21 protein-coding genes and 2 pseudogenes are annotated in these 21,600 nt (G+C 71.1%); 9 read left to right on the top strand and 14 right to left on the bottom strand.

Features of this window, described 5'->3' with window-relative positions:
• Nucleotides 1-7: 7 nt before the first annotated feature.
• The gene (locus AC5Y4Z_RS23330; RefSeq protein ID WP_499967273.1) at nt 8-1,489 is read right to left on the bottom strand and encodes a bifunctional phosphatase PAP2/diacylglycerol kinase family protein; all 1,482 of its coding nucleotides are present in this window, start codon (nt 1,487-1,489) and stop codon (nt 8-10) included.
• A 25-nt stretch (nt 1,490-1,514) separates the two neighbouring features.
• On the opposite strand from AC5Y4Z_RS23330, the gene AC5Y4Z_RS23325 reads away from it, so the two are divergent.
• Complete coding sequence (locus tag AC5Y4Z_RS23325) at nt 1,515-2,225, top strand: hypothetical protein (RefSeq protein ID WP_499967272.1); 711 nt, start codon at nt 1,515-1,517, stop codon at nt 2,223-2,225.
• Here AC5Y4Z_RS23325 and AC5Y4Z_RS23320 read toward each other — a convergent pair.
• The 3 genes and pseudogenes from AC5Y4Z_RS23320 to AC5Y4Z_RS23310 form a co-directional block, all read right to left on the bottom strand.
• Nucleotides 2,216-2,896, bottom strand: coding sequence for a GAP family protein (locus tag AC5Y4Z_RS23320; RefSeq protein ID WP_499967271.1), 681 nt, complete (start codon nt 2,894-2,896; stop codon nt 2,216-2,218). The genes AC5Y4Z_RS23325 and AC5Y4Z_RS23320 overlap by 10 nt on opposite strands.
• Before the next feature lie 28 nt (nt 2,897-2,924).
• Nucleotides 2,925-3,575 carry a GAP family protein gene (locus tag AC5Y4Z_RS23315; protein WP_499967319.1) on the bottom strand — a complete coding sequence of 217 codons (651 nt, stop codon included), beginning with the start codon at nt 3,573-3,575 and terminating at the stop codon, nt 2,925-2,927.
• Nucleotides 3,576-3,619: 44 nt separating this feature from the next.
• Nucleotides 3,620-3,924 (bottom strand): annotated as a pseudogene (locus tag AC5Y4Z_RS23310) (hypothetical protein).
• 47 nt (nt 3,925-3,971) lie between these two features.
• On the opposite strand from AC5Y4Z_RS23310, the gene AC5Y4Z_RS23305 reads away from it, so the two are divergent.
• Nucleotides 3,972-5,462, top strand: a complete 1,491-nt coding sequence (locus tag AC5Y4Z_RS23305; protein WP_499967270.1) for a glycosyltransferase family 39 protein — start codon at nt 3,972-3,974, stop codon at nt 5,460-5,462.
• Here the strand turns inward: AC5Y4Z_RS23305 and AC5Y4Z_RS23300 are convergent, their stop codons facing one another.
• Nucleotides 5,463-6,305, bottom strand: coding sequence for a glycoside hydrolase family 16 protein (locus tag AC5Y4Z_RS23300; protein ID WP_499967269.1), 843 nt, complete (start codon nt 6,303-6,305; stop codon nt 5,463-5,465).
• Between the two features lie 304 nt (nt 6,306-6,609).
• Between AC5Y4Z_RS23300 and AC5Y4Z_RS23295 the strand changes: the two are divergent.
• A pseudogene (locus tag AC5Y4Z_RS23295) lies at nt 6,610-7,194 on the top strand (hypothetical protein); the annotation flags it as partial.
• On the opposite strand, the gene AC5Y4Z_RS23290 reads toward AC5Y4Z_RS23295, so the two are convergent.
• Nucleotides 7,191-8,216 carry an NADP-dependent oxidoreductase gene (locus AC5Y4Z_RS23290; RefSeq protein WP_499967268.1) on the bottom strand — a complete coding sequence of 342 codons (1,026 nt, stop codon included), beginning with the start codon at nt 8,214-8,216 and terminating at the stop codon, nt 7,191-7,193. The pseudogene AC5Y4Z_RS23295 and the gene AC5Y4Z_RS23290 overlap by 4 nt on opposite strands.
• A gap of 49 nt (nt 8,217-8,265) precedes the next feature.
• Here AC5Y4Z_RS23290 and AC5Y4Z_RS23285 point away from each other — a divergent pair, with 49 nt between their 5' ends.
• Nucleotides 8,266-8,940 (top strand): DUF3060 domain-containing protein, encoded by a 675-nt coding sequence (locus AC5Y4Z_RS23285; protein ID WP_499967267.1) that lies wholly within the window; start codon nt 8,266-8,268, stop codon nt 8,938-8,940.
• Between the two features lie 146 nt (nt 8,941-9,086).
• Here AC5Y4Z_RS23285 and AC5Y4Z_RS23280 read toward each other — a convergent pair whose 3' ends face one another.
• From AC5Y4Z_RS23280 to AC5Y4Z_RS23265, 4 genes are all read right to left on the bottom strand, one after another.
• Nucleotides 9,087-9,479, bottom strand: a complete 393-nt coding sequence (locus AC5Y4Z_RS23280; protein WP_499967266.1) for an Rv0313 family protein — start codon at nt 9,477-9,479, stop codon at nt 9,087-9,089.
• Nucleotides 9,480-9,546: 67 nt separating this feature from the next.
• Entirely contained in the window at nt 9,547-10,929 is a 1,383-nt protein-coding gene (locus AC5Y4Z_RS23275; RefSeq protein ID WP_499967265.1) for a DUF7159 family protein, read from the bottom strand.
• Nucleotides 10,930-11,032: 103 nt separating this feature from the next.
• Nucleotides 11,033-12,910 carry an Hsp70 family protein gene (locus AC5Y4Z_RS23270; protein WP_499967264.1) on the bottom strand — a complete coding sequence of 626 codons (1,878 nt, stop codon included), beginning with the start codon at nt 12,908-12,910 and terminating at the stop codon, nt 11,033-11,035.
• 177 nt (nt 12,911-13,087) lie between these two features.
• Entirely contained in the window at nt 13,088-14,314 is a 1,227-nt protein-coding gene (locus AC5Y4Z_RS23265; protein ID WP_499967263.1) for a hypothetical protein, read from the bottom strand.
• Nucleotides 14,315-14,352: 38 nt separating this feature from the next.
• On the opposite strand from AC5Y4Z_RS23265, the gene AC5Y4Z_RS23260 reads away from it, so the two are divergent.
• Nucleotides 14,353-14,949 (top strand): TetR/AcrR family transcriptional regulator, encoded by a 597-nt coding sequence (locus AC5Y4Z_RS23260; RefSeq protein WP_499967262.1) that lies wholly within the window; start codon nt 14,353-14,355, stop codon nt 14,947-14,949.
• Entirely contained in the window at nt 14,936-15,424 is a 489-nt protein-coding gene (locus AC5Y4Z_RS23255) for a nuclear transport factor 2 family protein (RefSeq protein ID WP_499967261.1), read from the top strand. Before AC5Y4Z_RS23260 ends, AC5Y4Z_RS23255 begins: the two co-directional genes overlap by 14 nt.
• Here the strand turns inward: AC5Y4Z_RS23255 and kasB are convergent.
• The 3 genes from kasB to AC5Y4Z_RS23240 all read right to left on the bottom strand — a co-directional run bounded on the left by kasB (nt 15,421) and on the right by AC5Y4Z_RS23240 (nt 18,119).
• Nucleotides 15,421-16,680: a 3-oxoacyl-ACP synthase KasB gene (gene kasB / locus AC5Y4Z_RS23250; RefSeq protein WP_499967260.1), complete on the bottom strand. Its 1,260-nt coding sequence runs from the start codon at nt 16,678-16,680 to the stop codon at nt 15,421-15,423. The genes AC5Y4Z_RS23255 and kasB overlap by 4 nt on opposite strands.
• 74 nt (nt 16,681-16,754) lie before the next feature.
• Complete coding sequence (locus tag AC5Y4Z_RS23245; protein ID WP_499967259.1) at nt 16,755-17,408, bottom strand: L,D-transpeptidase family protein; 654 nt, start codon at nt 17,406-17,408, stop codon at nt 16,755-16,757.
• A 45-nt stretch (nt 17,409-17,453) separates the two neighbouring features.
• A complete protein-coding gene (locus tag AC5Y4Z_RS23240; RefSeq protein WP_499967258.1) occupies nt 17,454-18,119 on the bottom strand; it encodes a phosphatase PAP2 family protein in 666 nt (221 codons plus the stop codon).
• A 60-nt stretch (nt 18,120-18,179) separates the two neighbouring features.
• Here AC5Y4Z_RS23240 and AC5Y4Z_RS23235 point away from each other — a divergent pair, with 60 nt between their 5' ends.
• The 3 genes from AC5Y4Z_RS23235 (at nt 18,180) to AC5Y4Z_RS23225 (ending at nt 20,784) form a co-directional block, all read left to right on the top strand.
• Nucleotides 18,180-18,662, top strand: coding sequence for a hypothetical protein (locus AC5Y4Z_RS23235; RefSeq protein WP_499967257.1), 483 nt, complete (start codon nt 18,180-18,182; stop codon nt 18,660-18,662).
• Between the two features lie 13 nt (nt 18,663-18,675).
• Nucleotides 18,676-19,356 carry a 5,6-dimethylbenzimidazole synthase gene (gene bluB / locus AC5Y4Z_RS23230; RefSeq protein WP_499967256.1) on the top strand — a complete coding sequence of 227 codons (681 nt, stop codon included), beginning with the start codon at nt 18,676-18,678 and terminating at the stop codon, nt 19,354-19,356.
• Between the two features lie 66 nt (nt 19,357-19,422).
• A complete protein-coding gene (locus tag AC5Y4Z_RS23225) occupies nt 19,423-20,784 on the top strand; it encodes a sulfatase family protein (RefSeq protein ID WP_499967255.1) in 1,362 nt (453 codons plus the stop codon).
• Between the two features lie 8 nt (nt 20,785-20,792).
• On the opposite strand, the gene AC5Y4Z_RS23220 is transcribed toward AC5Y4Z_RS23225, so the two are convergent.
• Nucleotides 20,793-21,578 (bottom strand): trans-aconitate 2-methyltransferase, encoded by a 786-nt coding sequence (locus AC5Y4Z_RS23220; RefSeq protein WP_499967318.1) that lies wholly within the window; start codon nt 21,576-21,578, stop codon nt 20,793-20,795.
• Nucleotides 21,579-21,600 lie beyond the last annotated feature (22 nt).

Here is a 21,600-nt window from a genome sequence, read left to right as displayed (position 1 = left end):
GGACAACTCAGCAGGCGGGGCGAAACACGGGCAGGACCCGGTACTTCACGACGAAGCGGGCCTCGTCGTACTCCTCGCCGACCTCGCCGTCGTGGGCGACGACGGTCGGGCCGTCCACGGCGGAGAAGCTGAACTCGGGCACCTGCAGCTCGTGGTAGAGCGGGCTGCGCTGCAGCCGCCCGAGGGCCAGCGCGGTCAGGATCCGCGTGCGCGCCCACGGGCGGCCGGCCTCGAGGATGCGCACGTCGATCAGGCCGTCGTCCATGCGGGCGCGCACCGACGGGGCGAACCCGGCCGGCAGGTAGACCGAGTTGCCGAGGAAGAACAGCGAGGTTTGCAGGGCCTTGTTGTCGTAGCGGATGGACACCGGCCGCTCGTTGCGCAGGGTGCGCAGCATCGCGTAGAAACCGGCGACCGGCTTGCCGACCCGCTTCTCGAGCTTCTCGCGGCGCCGCACGAACGCCGGGTAGGCGCCGATGCTGGCGGTGTTGAGCACCATGCGAGATTCGTTGAGGCACATCAGGTCTACGCGCGCCACGCTGCCGCGGCGGATCGCGTCGACGGTCTTGGCCACCGTGTCGCAGCCGATGTCCTTGGCGAAGTGGTTGAACGTTCCCGCCGGAAACACCGCCAGCGGCAGCCCGGCGTCGATGGCCACCGACGCCCCCGCGGCCACCGTCCCGTCGCCGCCCCCGACGGCCAGCACCTCGGCGCGCCCGGCGGCGGCGCGCAACACCGGCTCCGGGTCGTCGTCGGGCCCCAGTTCGACGATCTGAACCTTCGGCAGGGCCGAACGCACCTCGTCGACGACGCGCGCCCCCGTGCCGCTGCCCGACGACGGGTTGATGACCAGGACGACGCCGGCGCCGTCGGGCCGCGCGGGCGTGTCGACCGTCAGCGGCTCGTTTTTGGTCAGCGCGGTCTCGACGATCGGGGGGACCACCCGCCCACCCAGCACGGCGAGGCCCGCGCCGATCCCGAAGCCGGCGAGGACGTCGCCGGGATAGTGCGCGCCGGTGGCCACCCGCGACAGCCCGACCATGCCGGCCAGCAACGCCAGCACGAAACCCAGCGGCGGATTCTCCAGCCCCACCCCGACCGCGAACGCGGCGGCGCTGGCGGAGTGCCCCGACGGCAGCGAGTTGGACACCGGGCGGCGGCGCACCCGCCTGATCAGCGGCACCGAATCGTAGACGGGCCGCGGGCGCCGGCGGATGCGCTTGGCGAGCTGGTTGGTGATCAGGCTGGTGGCCCCCAGCGTCACCACGCCGCGGGTCGCGCCGCGCTGCGCGGACTGCTTGCCCGATGCCAGCAGGGCCGCGGCGATGGCCAGCCACAGCTTGGAGTGGTCGGCGGCGCGGGTCAGCGGCGGCATGACCGTGTCGAGCAGCGGGGTGGGGGTCTCGGCGATCGTCTCGAACAGCTCGCGGTCCAAAGTGCCGAGCCCGCGGGTGATCTGCTGGATGCCGCGCGGGCGCCGCCTGTTCATTACCCACACCCTAAATTGATCACCCATGCGCTACTCCACGACGTGGCGGGAAAACGCCCGACGTCGCGGCGTGCCCGCCGGCGTCGTCGCCGAGATCGCTCGATGGAACGCCCTCACGCCGGACAGCTTCGCGGTCCTGAACAAGACCGAGGAGATCACCGACCCGCACGGCAAGTCCCACTTCCTGCTGCCGCGCGACATCGGCGGCCTCGACGCGCGCCGGGCCACGCTGCTGACCTACGTCCTCAACGCGGGCACCGACTACGGCAAATCGGGCCGGCGCACCGACTTTCCGGCCACGCCCTACCGCGCGGCCGAGGTCGCGCGAATCATGCACCGGCAGAACGCAAATCGCTGGAGCTACGCCAGCGATGTCGCGTTCGTCCACCGCAACGGCGGCCGCCTCGTGACGACCCCGAACGGCATCCTGATGGGGCTGGGCGGCAACTGGCTGCAGCGCCTGTTCAGCCGGCGCGGCGGCACCACCTGGGGCGACATCTTCATGCTGCACGCGCCCCCGCGCACTGACCCGGCCGAGCGGCTGCGCCGGATCGTCAGAACCAACGACCTGGACCGGGTGCTGCACCACGAGGAGCGGCACAGCCGGCAGTGGGCGGCCAAGGGCTACGCGGGCATGCTCGGGGCCTACGGCTGGGAACTGATCCGCGAGCTGGTCTTCGGCGCGACCAACCGGCTCGAGGCGGACGCCGGGCTGTCCGACGGCGGCTATCGGTGATGCAGGCCGCGAATCCCGTTGTAGAGCACCATCAATCCGATCACCAGCAGTAGCGCCGCCATCAGCGCCGCATTGTTGCGGTCCATCCACTCCTTGAGCCGCGCCAGCGCAGCGTCGAGGCGCTCGCCGGCCGCGGCGTAGGCCAGCACCGGGATCGCGACCGTCGACGCGGCGACGGCGACGAAGAACCCCGCCGCCACCCAGGCGCCGGCCGCGCCGAGCCCGGCCGCACCCACCGCCAGCCCGGCCGGCACGCAGATCAGCAGCACGTCGGGCCGAATCACCACCAGCGCCGCCGCCGTCAGCGCCGCCCGCGGCGGGGTGATGGCGGCGAACGACCGCATCCAGCGCGGCGACTCGGTGTGGCCGTGCCGGGTCAGCCAGCGGTAGATGCCGAGCACGATCAAAGCCGCCCCGAGCACCACGCGCAGCCACGACGACCACCTCGGCGGCGACCTGTCCAGCCCGCCGAGCAGGCCCGAGGCCGCGACCGCCAGTGCCGTCACCGCGGCCAGACCCAGCACCCACCCGGCCAGGAACGCCAGGCCGCTGGGCCGCGGCCGCGGCGCCTGGAGCACCAGCACCGCCGGGATGACCGTGATCGGTGAGAGCGAGACGACGAGTCCGAGCGGGATGAGCCCGGCCAGCGCGGAGCCCCAGCTGCCTGCCATGGGCAGCAATCCTTGCACGCCGCCGTCGCTAGAGCGCGCGAATGCCGTTGTAGAGCACCAACAAACCGATCAGGACCAGGATGACCGCGAGCATGGCGGCGTGGTTTTCCTCCATCCACGCCTTGAGCCGTTCCAGCGCGTCGTCGAGGCGGCCGCCGGAGCCGACGTAGGCCAGGATCGGCGCGGCGACCGTCGACGACGACACGGCGACGAACACGGCGCCGGCGATCCAGCCCGCCGTCGCGCCGAGCCCGCCGGTGCCGATGGCCAGCCCGGCGATCGCGCTCAGCAGCAGCACCTCGAGGCGCACCACCGTCAGCACCACGCCGGTCACCCCGGCACGCAACGGGGTCAGCCTGGAGAACGAACGCATCCAGGCCGGGGTCTTGCCCTGACGATGCCGGGTCAGCCAGCGGTACACGCCGAACGCGATCAGCGCCAACCCCATCCCCACGCGCAGCCACGACGCCCACCGCGGCGGCGTCTGGTGCAGATCGCCCAGCAGGTCGGAGGCCCCGGTGAACGCCGCGGTGAGGACCCCCATGCCCGCCAGCCAGCCGCCGAGGAACGCGAGGCTGGCCGGGCGCGGCCGGGGCGCGTGCAGGACGAGCACCGCCGGGATGACCGTGATCGGTGAGACCGCGATGACGACCCCGAGCGGGACGAGCTTGGTCAGCACCGAAACGAAGTTGCCTGCCACGGGCAGCAATCATCGCATTGCCGCTAGCCCTTGCGGCGCAGCGTCCAGGCCGGCACCCAGTGCGTCACGGTTTTGGCTTGGACCCGTAGGCGATCGGGTAGGTCACCAGCCCCCACCAGTCGCCCTGCTCGCAGATGCCCCAGCAGCTCAGCCGGCCCTCGACGACCTTGTGCAGTTGCAGGCCGTTGGGCTGGTAGCGCCCCGAGCGGTGCGGCTCGCGCGGGAACAGCACCGTCAGGTCGACGAGCACCGCGATCGGCGGACGCACCACCCGAAACGGGCTGCGCACCGGCTGACCGTTGTACCCGATCGACGCGAGCTCGCCCATTTATCGATCATACGTTCGAATGGGGTGGGCTCTGGCACCATAGCGCTGTGCCGCGGCGTCTGGACCCGTTGATCGTCGGCGTGCTGGCCGCCGCGATAAGTCTGGGCGGCGCGGCGCGGCCGTCGTTCTGGTACGACGAGGCCGCCACCATCTCCGCGTCCCACAGCCGCTCGCTCGGTCAGCTCTGGCACATGCTGGGCAACGTCGACGCCGTGCACGGCCTCTACTACGCGCTCATGCACGCCTGGTTCCTCGTCGCCCCGCCCACGGAGTTCTGGTCGCGCGCGCCCAGCGGCCTGGCGGTCGGCGCCGCCGCCGCCGGGGCGGTGGTGCTGGGCGGGCAGTTCTCGTCGCGCACCGTTGCGGTGGCGGCCGGGGTGTTCTGCGGCATCCTGCCGCGCAGCACGTGGGCTGGCATCGAGGCCCGCCCGTATGCCCTGTCGATGGCGGCCGCGGTGTGGCTGACGGTGCTGCTGGTCGTGGCGACGCGGCGCAACTCGGCCGCGTCGTGGCTCGCGTACGGCGTCGTTTTGGCCGTCTCGGTCGTGCTCGACGCGTACCTGGTGCTGCTGGTGCTGGCGCACCTCGTCTTCGTCGGCGCCTGGTGCCGACACGTGTTGGCGCGCTTCGCGATTGCGTCGGGGGCGGCGGTGTGCGCCCTGGCGCCGTTTTTGGCCACGGTCGCCGGGCAGTCGCATCAGATCAGCTGGGTCCCGACGATCGGGCACCGCACGATCGAGGACGTGGTGGTCCAGCAGTATTTCGAGCGCAGCCCGCCGTTCGCGGTGTTGTCGGCGCTGGTGCTGGCGGCCGCTATCGTGTTGTGGCTCAGCGGAACCGCGCGGCTGGCCGAGGCCGAGCGCCAACTGCTGACGGTCGCGGTGGCGTGGCTGGTGATCCCGACCGCCCTGATCGTGGCGTGGTCGGCGCTGGCCCACCCGATCTACACGCCGCGCTATCTGGCCTTCACGGCACCGGCGATGGCCCTGATACTGGCGGTCTGCACCGCGGCGGTGGCCCGCAAGCCCTGGGTCACCGCCGCCCTGGTCGGCCTGTTCGCCGTCGCCGCGGTGCCGAATTATGTTCGGGCCCAACGCAACCCGTATGCCAAATACGGGATGGACTACAGCCAGGTCGCCGACCTGATCACCGCGCAGGCGGCGCCGGGCGATTGCCTGCTGGTCAACGACACGGTGACGTTCATGCCCGCCCCGATGCGCCCGCTGATGGCCGCCCGCCCGGACGCCTACCGCAAGCTGGTCGACCTGACGCTGTGGCAGCGGGCGACCGACCGCAACGACGTCTTCGACACCAACCTCATCCCCGAGGTGGTCGCCGGGCCGTTAAGCCATTGCCGCGTCGTGTGGATCATCACCCAGGCCGACGAGACGATGCCCGCGCACGAGCGGGGCCCGGCGCTGCCGCCCGGCCCGCGCTACGGGGCGACCCCCGCGTTCGCGGTGCCGCGCGATCTCGGCTTCCGCCTCGTCGAGCGCTGGCAGTTCAACCTGGTCCAGGTGCTCAAAGCGGAGAAATAGTCACCAGATGCGGATGTAGTCGACCAGCATCGACGCCGGGAAGGTGCCCGCGGCGGGATCGCCGGCCCCCACCCCACCGACCGCGAGGGTGAACATCGGCGTCATCCAGTAGCCGGGGTTGTTGAACGGCCACCGGAAGTCGTCGGGGGCGCCGCCGTGGACGTGGATGGGCTTGTTCGGCACGCTGAAGTACTGCGCCCCGTCGCGCGCGAACTGGAATCCCTCCTCGCCCCAATGCATTCGCCAGGTGTGCCAGCCGCCGTCCACCAGACCGGGGATCGACTTGCCCTCCCACGTCTTGCCGTTGGACGCGGCGTGCACCGTGGTGCCGGGGGGCCAACTGCCGTTGCCGTACCACTCGAAGATGTCGACCTCGCCGTCGGGCAGGGGATCCTCGTTGACGCCCCAGAACGCCGCCCACAGGCCGGGGAACAGGCAGTCGAGCTTGATCCGCGCTTCCCAGGTCTGGTTGATCATGCTGCGGAAGTTGCCGCGCAGCTTGCCGCTGTAGTAGTTGCCCATCTCATGGGTGGCGCACAGGACGAGGTTGGAATTGCCGTCGAGGAACACGTTTCGGCGGTCGTCGCGGTAGATCCCCTCGACCGGTGGGAACACGTCGTCCTGCCAGGTCTGGATGGTCCACTTGCCCGGGTCGGGGGGCGCGCCGGCCGGGCCGTCGAACTCGTCGGAGAAGATGTAGCCCCCGCCCCCGGCCGACGGCGCCTCCGGCGGCGACGTGAGCGACGGGTGGGCCTGCGCCTCGGGGATCCGGATCGCGGACCCCGCCGCCGCGGCCGCCAGCATGCCGAGGCCCGTGGTCAACAACATGCTGCGACGATCCATCTGCACTACCACCCATCTGTTCAAAACGCCGTGACCTCGTGCTGGCCACGCTCCCCGAAGCAACTGTTGCAAACGGTGTTATGAAACCACGCGCCGGGGGCGGATCGCACCTCTGCCGACGGCGCGTCCGGACCCGTTTCGGGGGAATAACCACTGCTAACGCGCCGAAACCGGTTCATCGGCGGGACGGCCGCCCCCGCATGCGGCCCCCATCATCAACTTCCTTGACATCCCGTGCGCCGGTGGTATCAAGGAAGTTGATACTCCGATGTGGAAAGGAACGACAGCGATGTCTGGTTGATTCTTCGGTGGCCCCGGCGGTTGGGGCGAAAGGGGCTGGGGGCACGGCGGGTTCGGCGGCCCCGGTTTCCCGGGCGGCCCCGGCTTTCCGGGTGGGCCCGGCTTCAAGGGCGGCCCCGGCGGCCGTCACGGGCGGCACTTCCTCAAGCGGGCGGCGTTCGTGACCGCGGCGCTGCTGCTCGACGGGCCGGCCGACGCCGCGCAGGTCGTGCAGCGGGTGTCCGACGCGACCGAGGGCGCGTTCACCCCGCCGCAGGACGTGGCGGAGCTGGCCATCGGGCTGCTCGCCGGCCGCGGCGTCGTCACGGTCGACAACGGCGTGGCGACCCTGACCGAGCTGGGCCGCAACCTGCTGGCCTGGCGCGGGGTCAGCAGCGAGACCGCGCACGCCTTCCTGGGGCGCGCGGCGAAATTCGGCGACGTGTTCAAGATCCGCCGGGAACTCTTCGAGATCGCCGGGCTGGCCCGCACCATCACCTGGTCGGGCACCGACGAGCAGAAGCAGCAGCTCGCCGAGACCCGCACCACGGTGCTGGCGGCCCTGACCGACGCGAAGAAGGCGCTACACCGGGTCCTGGGCGAAGCCTAACCGGTCGCCGGTTCGCTCAGCTTGACCAGCATCTTGCCGATGTTGGCCCCGGTGAACAGGCCGTTGAGGGCGTCGACGCAGGACTCGACGCCCTCAAACACGGTCTGGCGGTGCCGGATCCGGCCCTCGTGCTCCCACTGGCGCAGCGCCGCGAACGCCTCGTCGAAGCGGCCCCAGTCGTCGAGCGCGTTGAACCCCTGCATCAGGGCCGTCTTGGACAACAGGTTCACGTAGTTGGCCGGCCCCGGGTGCTCGCCGCTGAGGTAGCTGGAGATGACGCCGCACAGCACCACCCGCGCCTTGGTCGCCAGCCTGCCGAGCACCGCGTTGAGGATCGGCCCCCCGACGTTGTCGAAGTAGACGTTGACCCGTTTCGGGCAGTGCTGCTTGAGCGCGGCCGCCACGTCCTCGTTCTTGTAGTCGATGCACGCGTCAAACCCGAAGTCCTCCACCACCGCCCGGCACTTCTCCGGGCCGCCGGCGATGCCCACCACCCGGGCGCCGGCGATCTTGGCGATCTGCCCGGCCACCGACCCGGTGGCCCCCGCGGCGGCCGACACCACCACCGTCTCCCCGGGCTGGGGCCGGCCGATGTCCATCATCCCGATGTAGGCCGTCGCCCCGGTCGGGCCGTACACGGACATCACCGCCAGCTGGTCGACGGCCGCCTTGCCCGGGATGGGCGTGCTGAACACGTCGTCGCGCACGATCACGTACTCCTGGAAGCCCGTCAGCGTGGTGATGACGTCGCCGACCTCGAAGGCGTCGCAGCGCGTCGCCACCACCTCGCCGATCCCGGCCGCCCGGATGACCTCGCCCACCTGCACCGGCGGCAGGTAGCCCGGCTGGTCGTTCAGCCAGGTGCGCACGGCGGCGTCGAGCCCGACGTAGGTGGTGCGCACCAGCGCCTCGCCGTCGGCGGGCTCGGGCGCCGGGGTGGTGACCAGCTCGGTGTCACCGGGCTGGACCAGCCCGCTCGGGCGGCGGCGCAACAGGATCTGGCGGTTGGGCAAGTCGGGCACGGTGCTGAAACTACCCATACGACGCGCGCCGCGGTGGGAGCATCACCTCATGAACTCGCAGGACGACCCGGAAGAACGCATCCGGGAACTCGAGCGCCCCCTGGCCGACGCGGCACGCGCGTCCGAGTCCGGACAAGCGCAGCCGCCCGGGGGCTACCCGTATTCGTCCGGCCCGGCGGCGCCGCCACCGCCACCCAGCCCCTGGACCTACGCCGGCCCGCCGCCGCGGTCGCCGTCGGGCAACCGGGCGTGGTGGGTGGTGGGGACGTTCATCGTCATCGCGTTGCTCGCGGTGGCGGGGGGCATCGCCGCCTTGGCCGCGCACCAGCTTTCGGGTGTCCGGTCGATCATCAGCTCGCCGCCGAGCGTCTCCGCGACGTTCGGCCCGTCGAGCACGCGGGCCAGGCCGTCGGCGCCGTCGACGTCACCCGCGTCACCCGCGTCACCCAGGCCGTCGCCGGGCGCCAGCCTCAGCGTCGCCGGCATCAACGAAAACCGGACGATCGCCTGCAACGACAACGTCGTGAGCGTGAGCGGCGTGTCCAACACGGTCGTGATCACGGGCCACTGCGCGAGGCTCACGGTGTCCGGCGTGCAGAACGCGATCACCGTCGACGCCGTCGACAGCATCGACGCCTCCGGCTTCGACAACAAGATCACTTACCACTCGGGCAACCCGAAGATCAGCAATTCCGGCGGCTCGAACGCGGTGCAGCGGGGCTAGCCGGCCGGCGAGGCCAAATGCACGGCGCGGCTTGAGTTTTGAGTGTGAAGCCACGGCTTCGGCTGTGAAGCCAGGGCGGCAGCAGAGCCGAAATCCCGCCCTGTGCTCACACTCGACGCCCTGGCTTCACACTCGACGACAGCCAGCTAGTCGCCGTCGGATTCGTCCGAATCGTCGTCGAGCACGCTGACCGCGATGCCGTAGGGCAGGAAGCGGACCTTGCGCTTGGGATCGAGGTTGTTCTTGTTGGCGCGCAGCGCGTCGAGCTCGGTCGCGTAGACCTGTTCGACGTGGGCGCCGCCGTCGTCGTCGACGGTGTAGATGGCCCACACGCCGTCGCCCGCCTCGCCCGCGGTCTCCGGCTCCGGCCGGGGCCGCCGCGACAGGTCCTCGAAGACCGCCGACCAGCCCGCCCGGCCGCCGGGACCGCCGACGAACCTGCCGACCCGCTCGAACACGTCGCGCAGGCCCTCGCTGCCCTCCCTGATCAGGCGGTCGAACTCCTCGGGATCGAATCCGAACGCACCATGCTCGCCCACGCAGGCCTCCTTGCCGTCACAGTGTCAATGCCCAGTGTGCGCCCGGTCGCCGGTGTTCGCCATCGGGCTACGGGCCGGGCGGCGGCGCGGGCGGTGGCGGCGGATTGATCGGGATCGGCACCGTGACGAACGGGAGGTGCAGGTACATCGTCATCGGCGGCGACGCGGGCGCGGGCGGCGCGGCCGGCGGCGGGGCGGCCGGCTGCGGGGGCGGGGCGGCCGGCTGCGGCGCCGGGGCCTGCGGCGCGGGGGCCGACTCCGGTGCTCGCCAGGTGGATGCGCGACGGGGCAGCGGCGCCGGCTGTGGCGGCGCGGCCACCTCGGGCGCCGGGGCGGCCACCTGGGGCGCGGGCGCCGGTGCCGGGGCGGCCACCTCGGGCGCGGGCGGCGGCGCCTGCGGCGGCGGGCTGGGGGCGGGCGGCGGCGCCGACGGGGGCGGCACCAGGTTCTGCGGGGCGACCGCGTGCGGGCTCGGCTGCGGGGACGGCACCGGCGCGTCCGACGTCAGCGACACCACGACCGCCCCGGCCGCGACGGCCGCGATCCCGGCGAGCGCGCCGCCGACCAGCATGGCCGGCCCGCGGCGCCGCGGCCGCGCGTCGTCGGCGCTGTCGGCCTCGTCGTTCAGCGCGCTGTAGGCCAGCGCGCCGGTCTCCGGGGCGGCGTTGCCGGAGACGTCGAGGTAGGTGGGGCTGAGCCCGCGCGGATGCACCTCACCGGTGCCCGGATCCAGCGAATAGGCCAGGGCGGCGGTCGAGGACGCGAACAGCGGCGCGTTCGCCGACGCCAGCGCCGCGCCCCGGGCGAGCGCCATCTCCGGCTCCTCGGGCACGGACACCTCGAAGGCGGTCGTCGCCTCGAGCGCGGCCTTGATCGCAACCACATCGGCCCCGCAGCCCGCGCCGCTGCCCACGACGAACACGCCGTCGGCGCGCGACGTGGGCGTGTCCAGCCCGGCGACCATGGCGGCCAGCTCGGCCGCGGTGCCCCCGACCAGCTGCCGCCGGTGCAGGTCGACGATGGAACCGTCGGCGACGTCGACGACGGCCAGCGTCGCGCTGTCGCCCTCGACGAAGAGCATCGCGATGTGCTCGTAGCCGATCGAATGGCCGACCGTCTGCGCCAGCGCGGCCGCGGCCAGCAACGGGGAGACCAGCATGACGCTGCCGACATCGTGAGACGCGATCGCGTCGCGCAGCGCCGCGGACTCGGCGGGGTCGGTCCACGTCACCCCCGTCGAGGCCAGGCGATAGCCGCCCTCGGCCGCGCCCTCCCGGGTGCCGACGATCGCGTCGATCACCTGGTCAGGGCCGGCCGCAGCCGCCGCGCCGTCGGTCGCGGCGATGTCGAACTCGTCCTGCTCGACTGTGACGCCGTCAGCGTCCTGGCCCTCCACGAGCACCAGGCGGACGGCGGTCGGAGCCATCGAGACTCCGAGCACGATGTCCACTTTGCGCCTCCAAGGTCCCCCACGAGGGCATCACGAAGCGGCCCCCGCCCGAACCGGTGACACCACGCTACCCGCGTGCGGCCGGGCGCGCTCGTGGCGGGACTCAGTAACCCGGGCTCAAGAACGGGTTCTGCGGGCTCTGCGGATACTGCGGGTACTGCGGGACCGGAGGCGCCTGGGGGGCCTGGTTCGCGGGCACCGGAACCGGGATCGGCACCGGCAGCAGCGGAACGTGGATCCACTCCGTCGTCATGGGCACGGTCGTCGTCGGGGTCGACGGCGTGGGTGACGGAGTCGTGGTGGACGGCGCCGGCGGGGTGGTCATCGCCGTCGTCGTCGGCGCGGGCGGCTGCGTTGTTGTGGCCGGCGGGGGCGGCGGGGGGTGCCGGGTGGTCGCGACGGGCGGCGGGGTGGTCACGATCACCGGCGCCGGCGGTGGCGGGGGCGACGGCGGCGGCGGGGGTGGCGCCGGGCTGGGCACCGGCTGCGCGCTGGGCGGCGGCGGCACGGGTGTCGGGGGCGGCGGGCTCGGCGCCAGCGAGCTGACGGGCGGCAGCGGCAGCGGCGCGACGGTGGGCGGCGGGGCCGGGCGGTTTTCGATGCCCGTCAACGTGTAGGCCACCCCGCCGACGGCGGTCATGGCGACGACCGCGCACATCCCGACGATCAGCTGCGACAGCCGCAGGCGCCGCCACGGCTTTTCCTTGGGCGGCTCGATGACGTTCAGGCGCATCGACCACCCGGCCGGACCGTCCTCCTCGAAGGCGGCGGGGCTGTACGGCACCCGGATGTCACCCGGGAATTCCGTTTGCGACCAGGCCAATTCGCGGTCGGTGAGCGCCTCGTCGTCGATTACCAGCACGTCGCCGGCCGGCAGCTCGACGATCTCGCCGGCGGCCGCCGTGAGCAGGCCGATGGACGTGCGCGTGCGCAGGTCCAGCTCCTCGCCGCGGGAGGCCAGCTGCAGCGCGCCGAGGGCGGCGGCGTGCCCCGGCTGCGACGGGCTGACCACCGGTCGGCGGCCGTGCACCGAAAGGCGTTCGGTGACAAGCGGAATGCTGGCGCCGCCGCCGACCGTGACCACCGCCGACAGGTCCGCCCAGCCCCTTTTGTGGCGGACCAGCATCTCGTCGAACGCGTAGATGAAGCCCGACAGGCGGTCTCCGATCAGGTCGCCCAGCTCGTCGCGCGTCAGCTTCATGGTGCACCGTCGCCCGCCGAGCTCGGCGGCGAACTCGGCCACCGTTTCGGTGGACAGCCGTTCCTTGGCCTCGCGGCACTGCTCCCGGAGCAGGCCGAGTTGCCCGACGCCGGCGGTGCTGGCCGGGTCGATGCCGCTGCCGTGCCCGAGCTCCTCGAAGACCTTCAGCAGTAGCGCCTGGTCGATCTCGTCGCCGGAGAACGCGGCGTAACGCATTGTGGGGCTGACGAGTTCGAAGTCCCCCTTGAGGCTGATCAAGGTGGCCGAGGTGCCGCCGCCGCCGAAGTCGAGCAGCGCGACCACGCCCGTCGCCGCCAGGCACAGCTCGGCGTTGGCCGCCGTCAGCGCCGCGATCGCGTCCGAGACCAGCCGCGGCGCCATGCCGCTGCGCACGAAGCCCAGATGCGTGCGCAACCCGTTGCGCAGCGCCTGCACCGTGCCGGGCTTCCAGTACGCGGGCACGGCGATGGAGATCTCCGAGCCGGCGGCGTCCGCGCCGGCGGACACCATCATCGCGTCCAGGGCCTCGACCATGAGGAGGTCGGGGTCGTGCGCGGAACCGTCGGGCGACACCAGCGCGACCGAGTCACCGATGCGCTCGACGAAGCCGCGCATGAGCACGCCCGGCTCGGTCAGGTTCGGATCTTCGGTGGGCAGACCGACTTTCGGTGCGCAGTGCGGGTACAGCGTCAGCACCGCACGGCGTGCCACCGGCGGGCTTTCATTGCGCGCGGCGACCAGGTTCGTGGTCCCGATCGACAACCCCACTGGGTCGTACATAGAGCGAAAACCTTCGTCTACAGGGGATCTACAGCGGTTTCTAGGTCTTGGCCAGCGTTAACCATAGCCGCGGACACGCGCAAAGCCGATGGCTTGCAATGCCATTGGTATCGGCTCGATGTGATTGTGTCACCGAAGCGGTATCAAATACCCATTGACAAATGAAGCCAAACGGGATTACACCACGGTCAGCGGCAGCGAACGCCTCGGCTCGAACTGGAACGTCGACCCGCCACTGAATTTGGCCACCGACACCTCGGACAGCTCGGCCGCGGGGGTGTCGGTTTCGGCCAGTTCCGCGGTCCACTCGGTGTCGGTGCCGCTGACCCGGACCCGCAGGCGCGGGTCCACCGCGGTGGCGATCGCCTGCAGCGGCTGCACGGATTCCGGCGAGCACAGCGAGATCCAGGCGCCGTCGTCGTGGGCCGGCGAGGCGCGCACGGTCAGCCGGTTGCCTTCCGCCTCGGCGACGACGTAGCCCGCGGGGTTGAGCAGCGGGTGCAACTCGAGCACCCTTCGCGCTCCGTCGATTCCGCCGGGCAGGCGGAGCGCGCGGTGGATCCGCTCGGCCCCCAGCCCGGCCAGGCCGGTCAGGCCGCGGGTGCCCACCGAGACGGCCTGGGCGTCGTCGGCCGCGCGCGCCCGCACCGCCACGGCAAACGACAGGTACAGCAGGTGCATCTGCAGGCAGACCTCGTCGGCCATGCGGACCAGCGCCGAATGCGAGAAGGCGGCGAAGTCGAGATCGGACAGCAGCGGCCCCGAGTAGTCGCCCCGCCCCTCGTCGGAGCGGTCAATGGGATCCAATTCCCATGTGGCGGCGCGGGTTTGGCGGATGATGTCCAGCGCCGGGATGCTCTGGGCCTCGGGATAGGACTCGTCGATGATGACGGTCCACGCGCAGTGCGGGTGCCGATCCGCCGGCTGGCGCGGCGGCCGGTGGATGGGACGCATCTGCGCGCGCGGGTTGGTCGCGACCGCGGTGGCGTCGAAGGTCGGGTCCTCGATGGTGTGGCACATCCCGAAGACGTACTCGTCGCCCATGGGCTCGACGTCGAGCAGCGCCCCGCAGTGGTCGAGCTGGAATTCGCCGTGCCAGCGGTCGTGGATGGTGTAGCGGAAGTCCATGAACTGCGGCGGCGCGCCGATGTCGAGCTGCAGGCCCTTGAAGATGGTGGGGACGTCGTCGCCCTCGTAGTTCAGCGCCCGCTGCATGCGCCTGGTGTAGATCGGGCTGGCGCCGGCCCACTCCTCGATGGCGATCTGCACCATCTCTTCGCGGCCGAATTCCGTGATGCACCAGGCCATGCCCGAGCGATCGATCATGTGACCGATCAGGAGCAGTTCGGGAACCAGGACGGACAGCTCCTGACGGGACAGCCGCGCGTATCGGGATGGGCTCACCGCCCAAAAATAAATCTGTCTATGTTATAAAGTCAACAATGCCCGTCGCCGCACGTCCCGCCGGTCCGACCCGGCGCACCACCGCGCCACGCAAGCGCGGCGACGACACCCGCGCCAAGATCATCGACGAGACGGTGCGCTGCATCGTGGAGGAGGGGTTCGCCGCCGCGACCGCCAAGCACGTGGCCGAGCGCGCCGGCGTCACCTGGGGTGTCATCCAGTACCACTTCGGGGACCGCAACGGCCTGTTGACGGCCGTCGTCGACGACGGCGTGGCCCGGCTGGTCGACAGCCTGTCGTCGGCCCACGTCAGCGAGCTCCCGCTGCGCGAGCGCATCGAGGTCGTCGTCGACACCGCCTGGAGCTGCTACAGCAGCCCGACGTCGATGGCCGCGTTCGAGATCCTGCGCGCCACCCGCGGCGGATCGTCGCGGCGCCACCTGCTCGAGATGAACTCCGCGATCGGCCAGCTGGGCCGGCTGATCACCGACGATCCCGCCAAAGCCGGTGTGGCCGAGGTGATCTGGGCCACCCTGCGCGGTGTGGTGCTGGCGCAGATGCTCACCGGGACCGACGTCGACTGGAGCCGGGAACGACGCGCCCTGATCGACATGGCCACCCGTGTGTTGCAATGACGGGATGACCCCTCAAGATCTCGCCGACATCGAAGCCATCAAGCAGGTCAAGTACCGCTACCTGCGCGCGCTGGACACCAAGCACTGGGACGACTTCGCCGACACCCTGGCCGAGGACATCAAGGCCGACTACGGCCCGTCGATCGGCAACGAGCTGCACTTCACCAACCGCACCGAGCTGGTGGATTACATGCGCTCGTCGCTGGGCCCGAACGTCATCACCGAGCACCGCGTCACCCACCCCGAGATCGTGGTGACCGGCGACACCGCTTCGGGCAGCTGGTATTTGCAGGACCGGGTCATCGTCGCCGAGCTGAACTTCATGCTGATCGGCGCGGCGTTCTACCGCGACTCCTACCGGCGCACCGACGCCGGCTGGAAGATCAGCGGCACCGGCTACGACCGGACCTACGACGCCACGATGTCGTTGGCGGGCATGGACTTCAAGGTCAAGCCCGGGCGCGCTTTGGCTTAGTACTTCCCGAAGGCCATGGCCACGTTGTGGCCGCCGAATCCGAACGAGTTGTTGATCGCGTAGTCGAAGTTGCCGTGCCGCGGCTTGCCCGCCACCACGTCCAAATCGATTTCGGGATCGAGGTTTTCCAGGTTCAGTGTCGGCGGGATGACCTGGTCGCGCAGCGCGAGCACGGTCAGGATCGACTCCACCGCGCCGACCGCACCCACCGAGTGGCCCAGCGCCGCCTTGGGCGCGTACACCGCGGCGTTGCCGCCGTGCGGTCCCAGCGCGTTGTTGATGGCCTTGCCCTCGGCCACGTCCCCCACCGACGTGCCGGTGGCGTGCGCGTTGACGTGGCCGATGTCGCTTGGGCTCAGCCCCGCAAGCTGGATCGCCCGGCTCATCGCGTGCCCGGCGCGCTGGCCGTTGGGGTCGGGAGCCACCATGTGGTAGCCGTCGGAGGTGATGCTCGCCCCCATCAGCCGGGCCAGGATCCTGGCGCCGCGGGCCTTGGCGTGCTCCTCGGTCTCGATCACCATGAGCGCGCCGGCCTCGCCGAACACGAACCCGGTCCGGTCGCGGTCGAACGGGCGGCACGCGCCCGCGGGGTCGTCGTTCTTGGTGGACATCACGATGCGCATCTGGGCGAACGCCGCGATCGCCACCGCCTCGATCTTGACCTCGACGCCCCCGCAGATCGCGACGTCGGCCTCGCCGAACACGATGCTGCGCCACGCCTGCGCGATGCCCTCCGAGCCCGACGCGCACGCCGACACCGGCGTGATGACACCGGCCCTGGCGTGCCGCTCCAGCCCGACCGCCGCCGCCGCGCTGTTGGGCATGTACTTCTGCACCGCCAGCGGCGACACCGCCTTCATCCCGCGGGCGCGCATGTCGTCGTAGCTGAACACGATCTGCTCGGCCGAGCCCAGCCCCGTGCCGATGGACACCAGCAGCCGGTTGGGGTCCACCTCGGGCGAGCCGGCGTCCTCCCACGCCCGGCGGCCCAACGTGGTGGACATCCGTGGCAGGTAACCCATCCGGTGCCGCTCGGCGCGCGTCAATCCGTCGTCGAATTCCTCCAGCAGGTGCCCGCCGATGCGCACCGGAAGGTCGTAGTGCTCGACGAACGAATCGTCGAGGGTGCGGATGCCGCTTTGGCTGTCCAGCAACAACTTCCAGGTGTTCTCGGCGTCAGTGGCCAATGCGGTCGTCATGGCGATGCCGGTGACGACGACGTTGGGCAGCGATTTCCCGGTAACCAGCTCTGTCATTGCGAAGGCGCCTTTCGTCCCTGCGTAACACTAGCCCGGCTGGGCGGACGCTCCTACACCCTAGCGGCGGCCGGTTATTTGGTGATCGCGATCACCGCGCCGGGCCGCAGCCAGCGGATGATCTGCACCAGGGTGGGATCGTCGATGGCCACGCAGCCCTCCGTGGGCGCGCCGTCGGTGGTGTGGAAGAAGAACGCGGACCCGCCGCCGGGGGTCTTGTTCTTGTTGACCCCCATCACCACGGCGTGCTTGTACTGCGGGATCTGCAGGTTCTCGCTGGCGGCGGTGCTGAACGGGCACTGCGCCTTCTGACAGACCTGCATGCTGTTGAAGGTCGGGCTGTGGTCGTCCCCGCTCCACCAGTGATTGGGCCCGACTTGCGTATACGGCAGTCCCCCACCGGGATTGGGCGCGGTGCCGAACGCGGAGTCCAGGGTGTACACCCCCATGGGGGTGGCCGGCACCCCGCTGCGGGCCTGCGGGGCCATGCCCGCCGAGCCGACGTGGGTTCCGATGCCCGTCTTGAGCGCCTGCCAGCCGGCGGTCGTGCGCTGGTAGATGTCCATGGTCGCGTTGGAGCCGCCGGTGCTGACGACCGAAACCACCTGTGTGGCATTGCCAACCGAGTTCGCGAACCACGGGGTGGCCGCACCGCTCACCGGTGCCGCCACCAGGGGCGCGACGATCAGGCACGCCGCCGCGCACAGCGAAACCAGCAGTCGGCGCATGGATTCCATGGTCGGGCGTCCCGAAGCTCAGGGTCAAGTAAAGCTTTAGCTCCGGTTGGGTAACTGCGCCGTGACCACTCGGCAGGGCGCGCCGGGCCGAAACACCAACAGGCACAACAGGAAATAGAGATAGCCCAGCGACCAGCCGGCGAGCACGTCGGACGGGTAGTGCACGTTCAGCGACACCCGGGCGATCCCGACCGCGACCAGGCTCAGCGCCGCCACCGCCATCGCGATGCGCCCCAGCGCGCGGCTCAGCTTCGGCAGCAGGAAGGCCAGCAGGGCCAAGAGCGTGGCCGTCGCCTCGAGCGCGTGCCCCGAGGGAAACGACCACGACGGCGCCGCCACCAGCATGGTCGACGGCCGCGGGCGGTCCACCAGGCCCTTGGCCGCCACCGTGACCAGCCCGCTCAGCGGCCCGCAGGCCAGCAGCACCAGCGCCGCGCGCACGTTGCGCCCGGCCAGGGCGACCACCGCCACCGCGATGGCCAGCAGCCGCAGCGGCACGGGCCCGAGCACCAGCGACACCCCGTCCCAGAACCGCACCCACGCCGGGTGCTCGACGGCGACGCCGCGCGCGGCGTTCAGCAGCGACCAGTCGACGGCATGCAGCCAGCTCCAGTGCTGCCAGTAGCCCACCCACATGACCGCGTAGGCGGCCGCCGCCGCCAGCGCGACGCAGAGGGCCGGGGCGGTTGGTGGGCGGGTCATCGCTACACCGATACCAGCAGCCAAGACGCGGGGGCGCTGCGGGAGGCCATACTGGCAGTCATGGCGGTCTTCGTCCGCAGGTTGTTCGGCATCGGCAAGCTCCCCGCCGATCTGCACGCTCAGGTTGAGGCGGAGGGCCTGGTCTACCTCGCCGACTACGTCGCGGTGACCCGGCGCTTTTCCGGCGTCCTGCCCGGGGTGCGGTTGCCGCACAGCGTCGCCAGCTACGCCGGCTCGCTGGTCTTCACCTCCGAGCGGGTGCTGGCGACGCTGTCCATGCTGCCCCGGCTGGCCGGGCCGACCGTCAACGCGCGCTGGGACGCGCCGCGGACCGGCGCGGCGAAGGTCGAGATCTCGTCGACCGGTGTGCAGGTCGACGTCGACGTCGGCGCGATCGACCCGAAGTTCAGCGGCGAACTGTCGCTGCACTACAAGGCCAACATCCCGGCCGACGTGCTCGCCGGGCTGCCCCGGCGGTCGCTGGCCTTCGACATGCCGCCCGAGTACGTCCTGCGCGCGGTCGGCGTCACCTATAGCCCGTGACGGGTTTCCTACGATGACGGGCGTGACCGATCAGGCGTACAGCCCCGAGGAGCGGCGCGCCGTGTATCGGGTGATCTCCGAGCGACGCGACATGCGCCGCTTCGCGCCGGGCGCCGTGGTGGGCGAGGACGTGCTGGCGCGGCTGCTGCAGGCCGCGCACGCCGCCCCCAGCGTCGGGCTGATGCAGCCGTGGCGCTTCGTCCGGATCACCGACGACGCGCTGCGGCGGCGCATCCACGCCCTCGTCGACGAGGAACGCCCGCGCACCGCGGCGGCCCTGGGCGAGCGCGCCGAGGAGTTCATGGCGCTGAAGGTCGAGGGCATCCTGGAGTGCGCCGAACTGTTCGTGGTGGCGCTGTGCGACGACCGCGACAAGCACGTGTTCGGCCGCCGGACGCTGCCGGCGATGGATCTCGCGTCGGTGTCGTGCGCGATCCAGAACCTGTGGCTGGCGGCGCGCTCGGAAGGCCTTGGCATGGGCTGGGTTTCGCTGTTCGACCCGCGGCGGCTGGCGGACCTGCTGGAGATGCCTCCCGGCGCCGAGCCGGTGGCCATCCTGTGTTTGGGCCCGGTTCCCGAGTTTCCGGATCGCCCGGCGCTGGAGCTCGACGGGTGGGCCTACGCGCGGCCGCTGCCGGAGTTCGTCAGCGAGAACCGATGGGGTCAACGGCCAATCGAACCGCGCCGAGCGTGAACACGGCGAGGCGGCCGGCGCGGACGTCGGCGGGCCTGCGGTATCGTCGCCGGTCGAGGTGACCGTATGACAGAAAACCTGCTGCTCGTGCACTGGCACGACCTGGGGCGATACCTCGGCGTCTACGGCCACCCGGACGTGTCCAGCCCGCGCCTGGACCGGCTGGCCGCCGAGGGCATCCTGTTCACCAGCGCGCACGCCACCGCGCCGCTGTGCTCACCGTCGCGCGGATCGCTGTTCACCGGCCGCTACCCGCAGAGCAACGGGCTGGTGGGGCTGGCCCACCACGGCTGGGAATACCGCAGCGGCGTGCGGACCCTTCCCCAGATGCTGTCCGAATCCGGTTGGTACTCGGTTCTTTTCGGCATGCAACACGAGACGTCGTACCCGAAGCGGCTGGGCTTCGACGAATTCGACGTGTCCAACTCGTACTGCGAGTACGTGGTCGACAAGTCAGAGGAATGGCTGCGGGAGAGCGCCGGGAACCTTGCGGGCCAACCGTTTTTGTTGACGGCCGGGTTCTTCGAAACCCACCGGCCCTACCCGCGGGACCGCTACCAGCCGGCCGACGCCGCCGGCGTCGATCTCCCCGGCTACCTGCCGGACACCCCGGAGGTGCGTGGCGACCTCGCCGAGTTCTACGGGTCTATCGCCACCGCCGACGCCGCCGTCGGCCGGCTGCTGGACGTGCTGGCCGACACGGGCCTGGACGCCAACACCTGGGTGGTGTTCTTCACCGATCACGGCGCCGCGTTCCCGCGCGCGAAATCCACGCTGTACGACGCCGGTACCGGGATCGGCATGATCATCCGTCCCCCCACGGGGCGCGCGCTGGCGCCGCGCGTGTACGACGAACTGTTCAGCGGCGTCGACCTGGTGCCGACGCTGCTCGGCCTGCTGGGTCTCAACCCGCCGGCCGACGTCGAGGGCGTGTCACACGCCGACGCGCTGCTGGCGGCGGACCCGCAGGCCGAGCCCGTCCGCGAGCAGGTCTACACCATGAAGACCTACCACGACTCCTTCGACCCCATTCGCGCGATCCGCACCAAGGACTACAGCTACATCGAGAACTACGCGCCCCGGCCGCTGCTCGACCTGCCGTGGGACATCGAGGAAAGCCCGTCGGGCGTGGCGGTCGCGCCGTTCGTCAGCGGGCCGCGTCCCGAGCGCGAACTCTACGACCTGCGAAGCGATCCCGCCGAGACCAACAACCTGCTGACCGGCGAGGCGGACGCGGGGATCGACGCGATCGCCGCCGATCTTGCTGTGCGCCTGGACGATTGGCGCCAGCGCACCGGCGACGTCATCCCGTCGGATTTCGCGGGTTCCCGCATCGCGCAGCGCTACACCGAGACGTACCTGCGGATTCACCACATGACGCCCACCAGCCGGTCGGCGATCGCCGCCGACCGCGGCATCGAAGAATAGGCGGTGGGCTACTTACTCGAGCGCAGCGCGCCGCCCACCTCGGCGACGATGAAGACCCGGCGGAACGGGAAGATCGTGGTGCCGTCGGCCCGGGGCGGGTACGCGTCGTCGAGCAGCGGGATGAGTTCGGTTCGAAACTGCTCCCAGCCCTCGTCGTCGAGGCGCTCGCGCACCGGGACCAGCGCCGTGCCGGTGATCCATTCCAGCACCGGGTTCTCGCCGCTCAGCTGGTGCAGGTAGGTGCTCTCCCAGACGTCGACCTTGCATCCGGCGTCCAGCAGCAGGTTGGCGTAGTTCATCGGCGGCTGAACCACCGCGCCCACCCGAAACGGTATGTCCCGCATGATCTTTGCGTACGGTTCCCGGCGGGCCAGCGCCCGCACCGTGGCATGCGACGGCGTCTCGAAGTTGCCCGGGATCTGCACGCCGATCCACGAGCCGGGCGACAGCTCATCAGCCCAGCGCACCATCAGGTCGGCGTGCTCGGGCACCCAGTGCAGGGCCGCGTTGCACACCACCACGTCGGTGTCGGGCTTGGGCTTCCAGTCGCGCAGGTCGCCGATGACGGCGTCGATCCCGCGTTCCTTGGCCGCGGCCACCATCTCCGGCGAGCTGTCCACCGCCTCGATCACCGCGTCCGGCCAGCGCCGGGCCAGGTACTGCGTCAGGTGGCCCGGGCCGCAGCCCAGGTCGACCACCCGGCGCGCCCGGTTGGCCCCCACCCGCGACAGCAGGTCGTAGAACGGGCGGCTGCGATGGTCCGCAAAGGCCAGGTAGACGTCGGGATCCCACATGTCGGTCCTCCTGATCAACCCC

Source organism: Mycobacterium sp. NGS63, from assembly GCF_059812295.1.
This window is presented reverse-complemented; position numbering and strand designations above follow the sequence as displayed.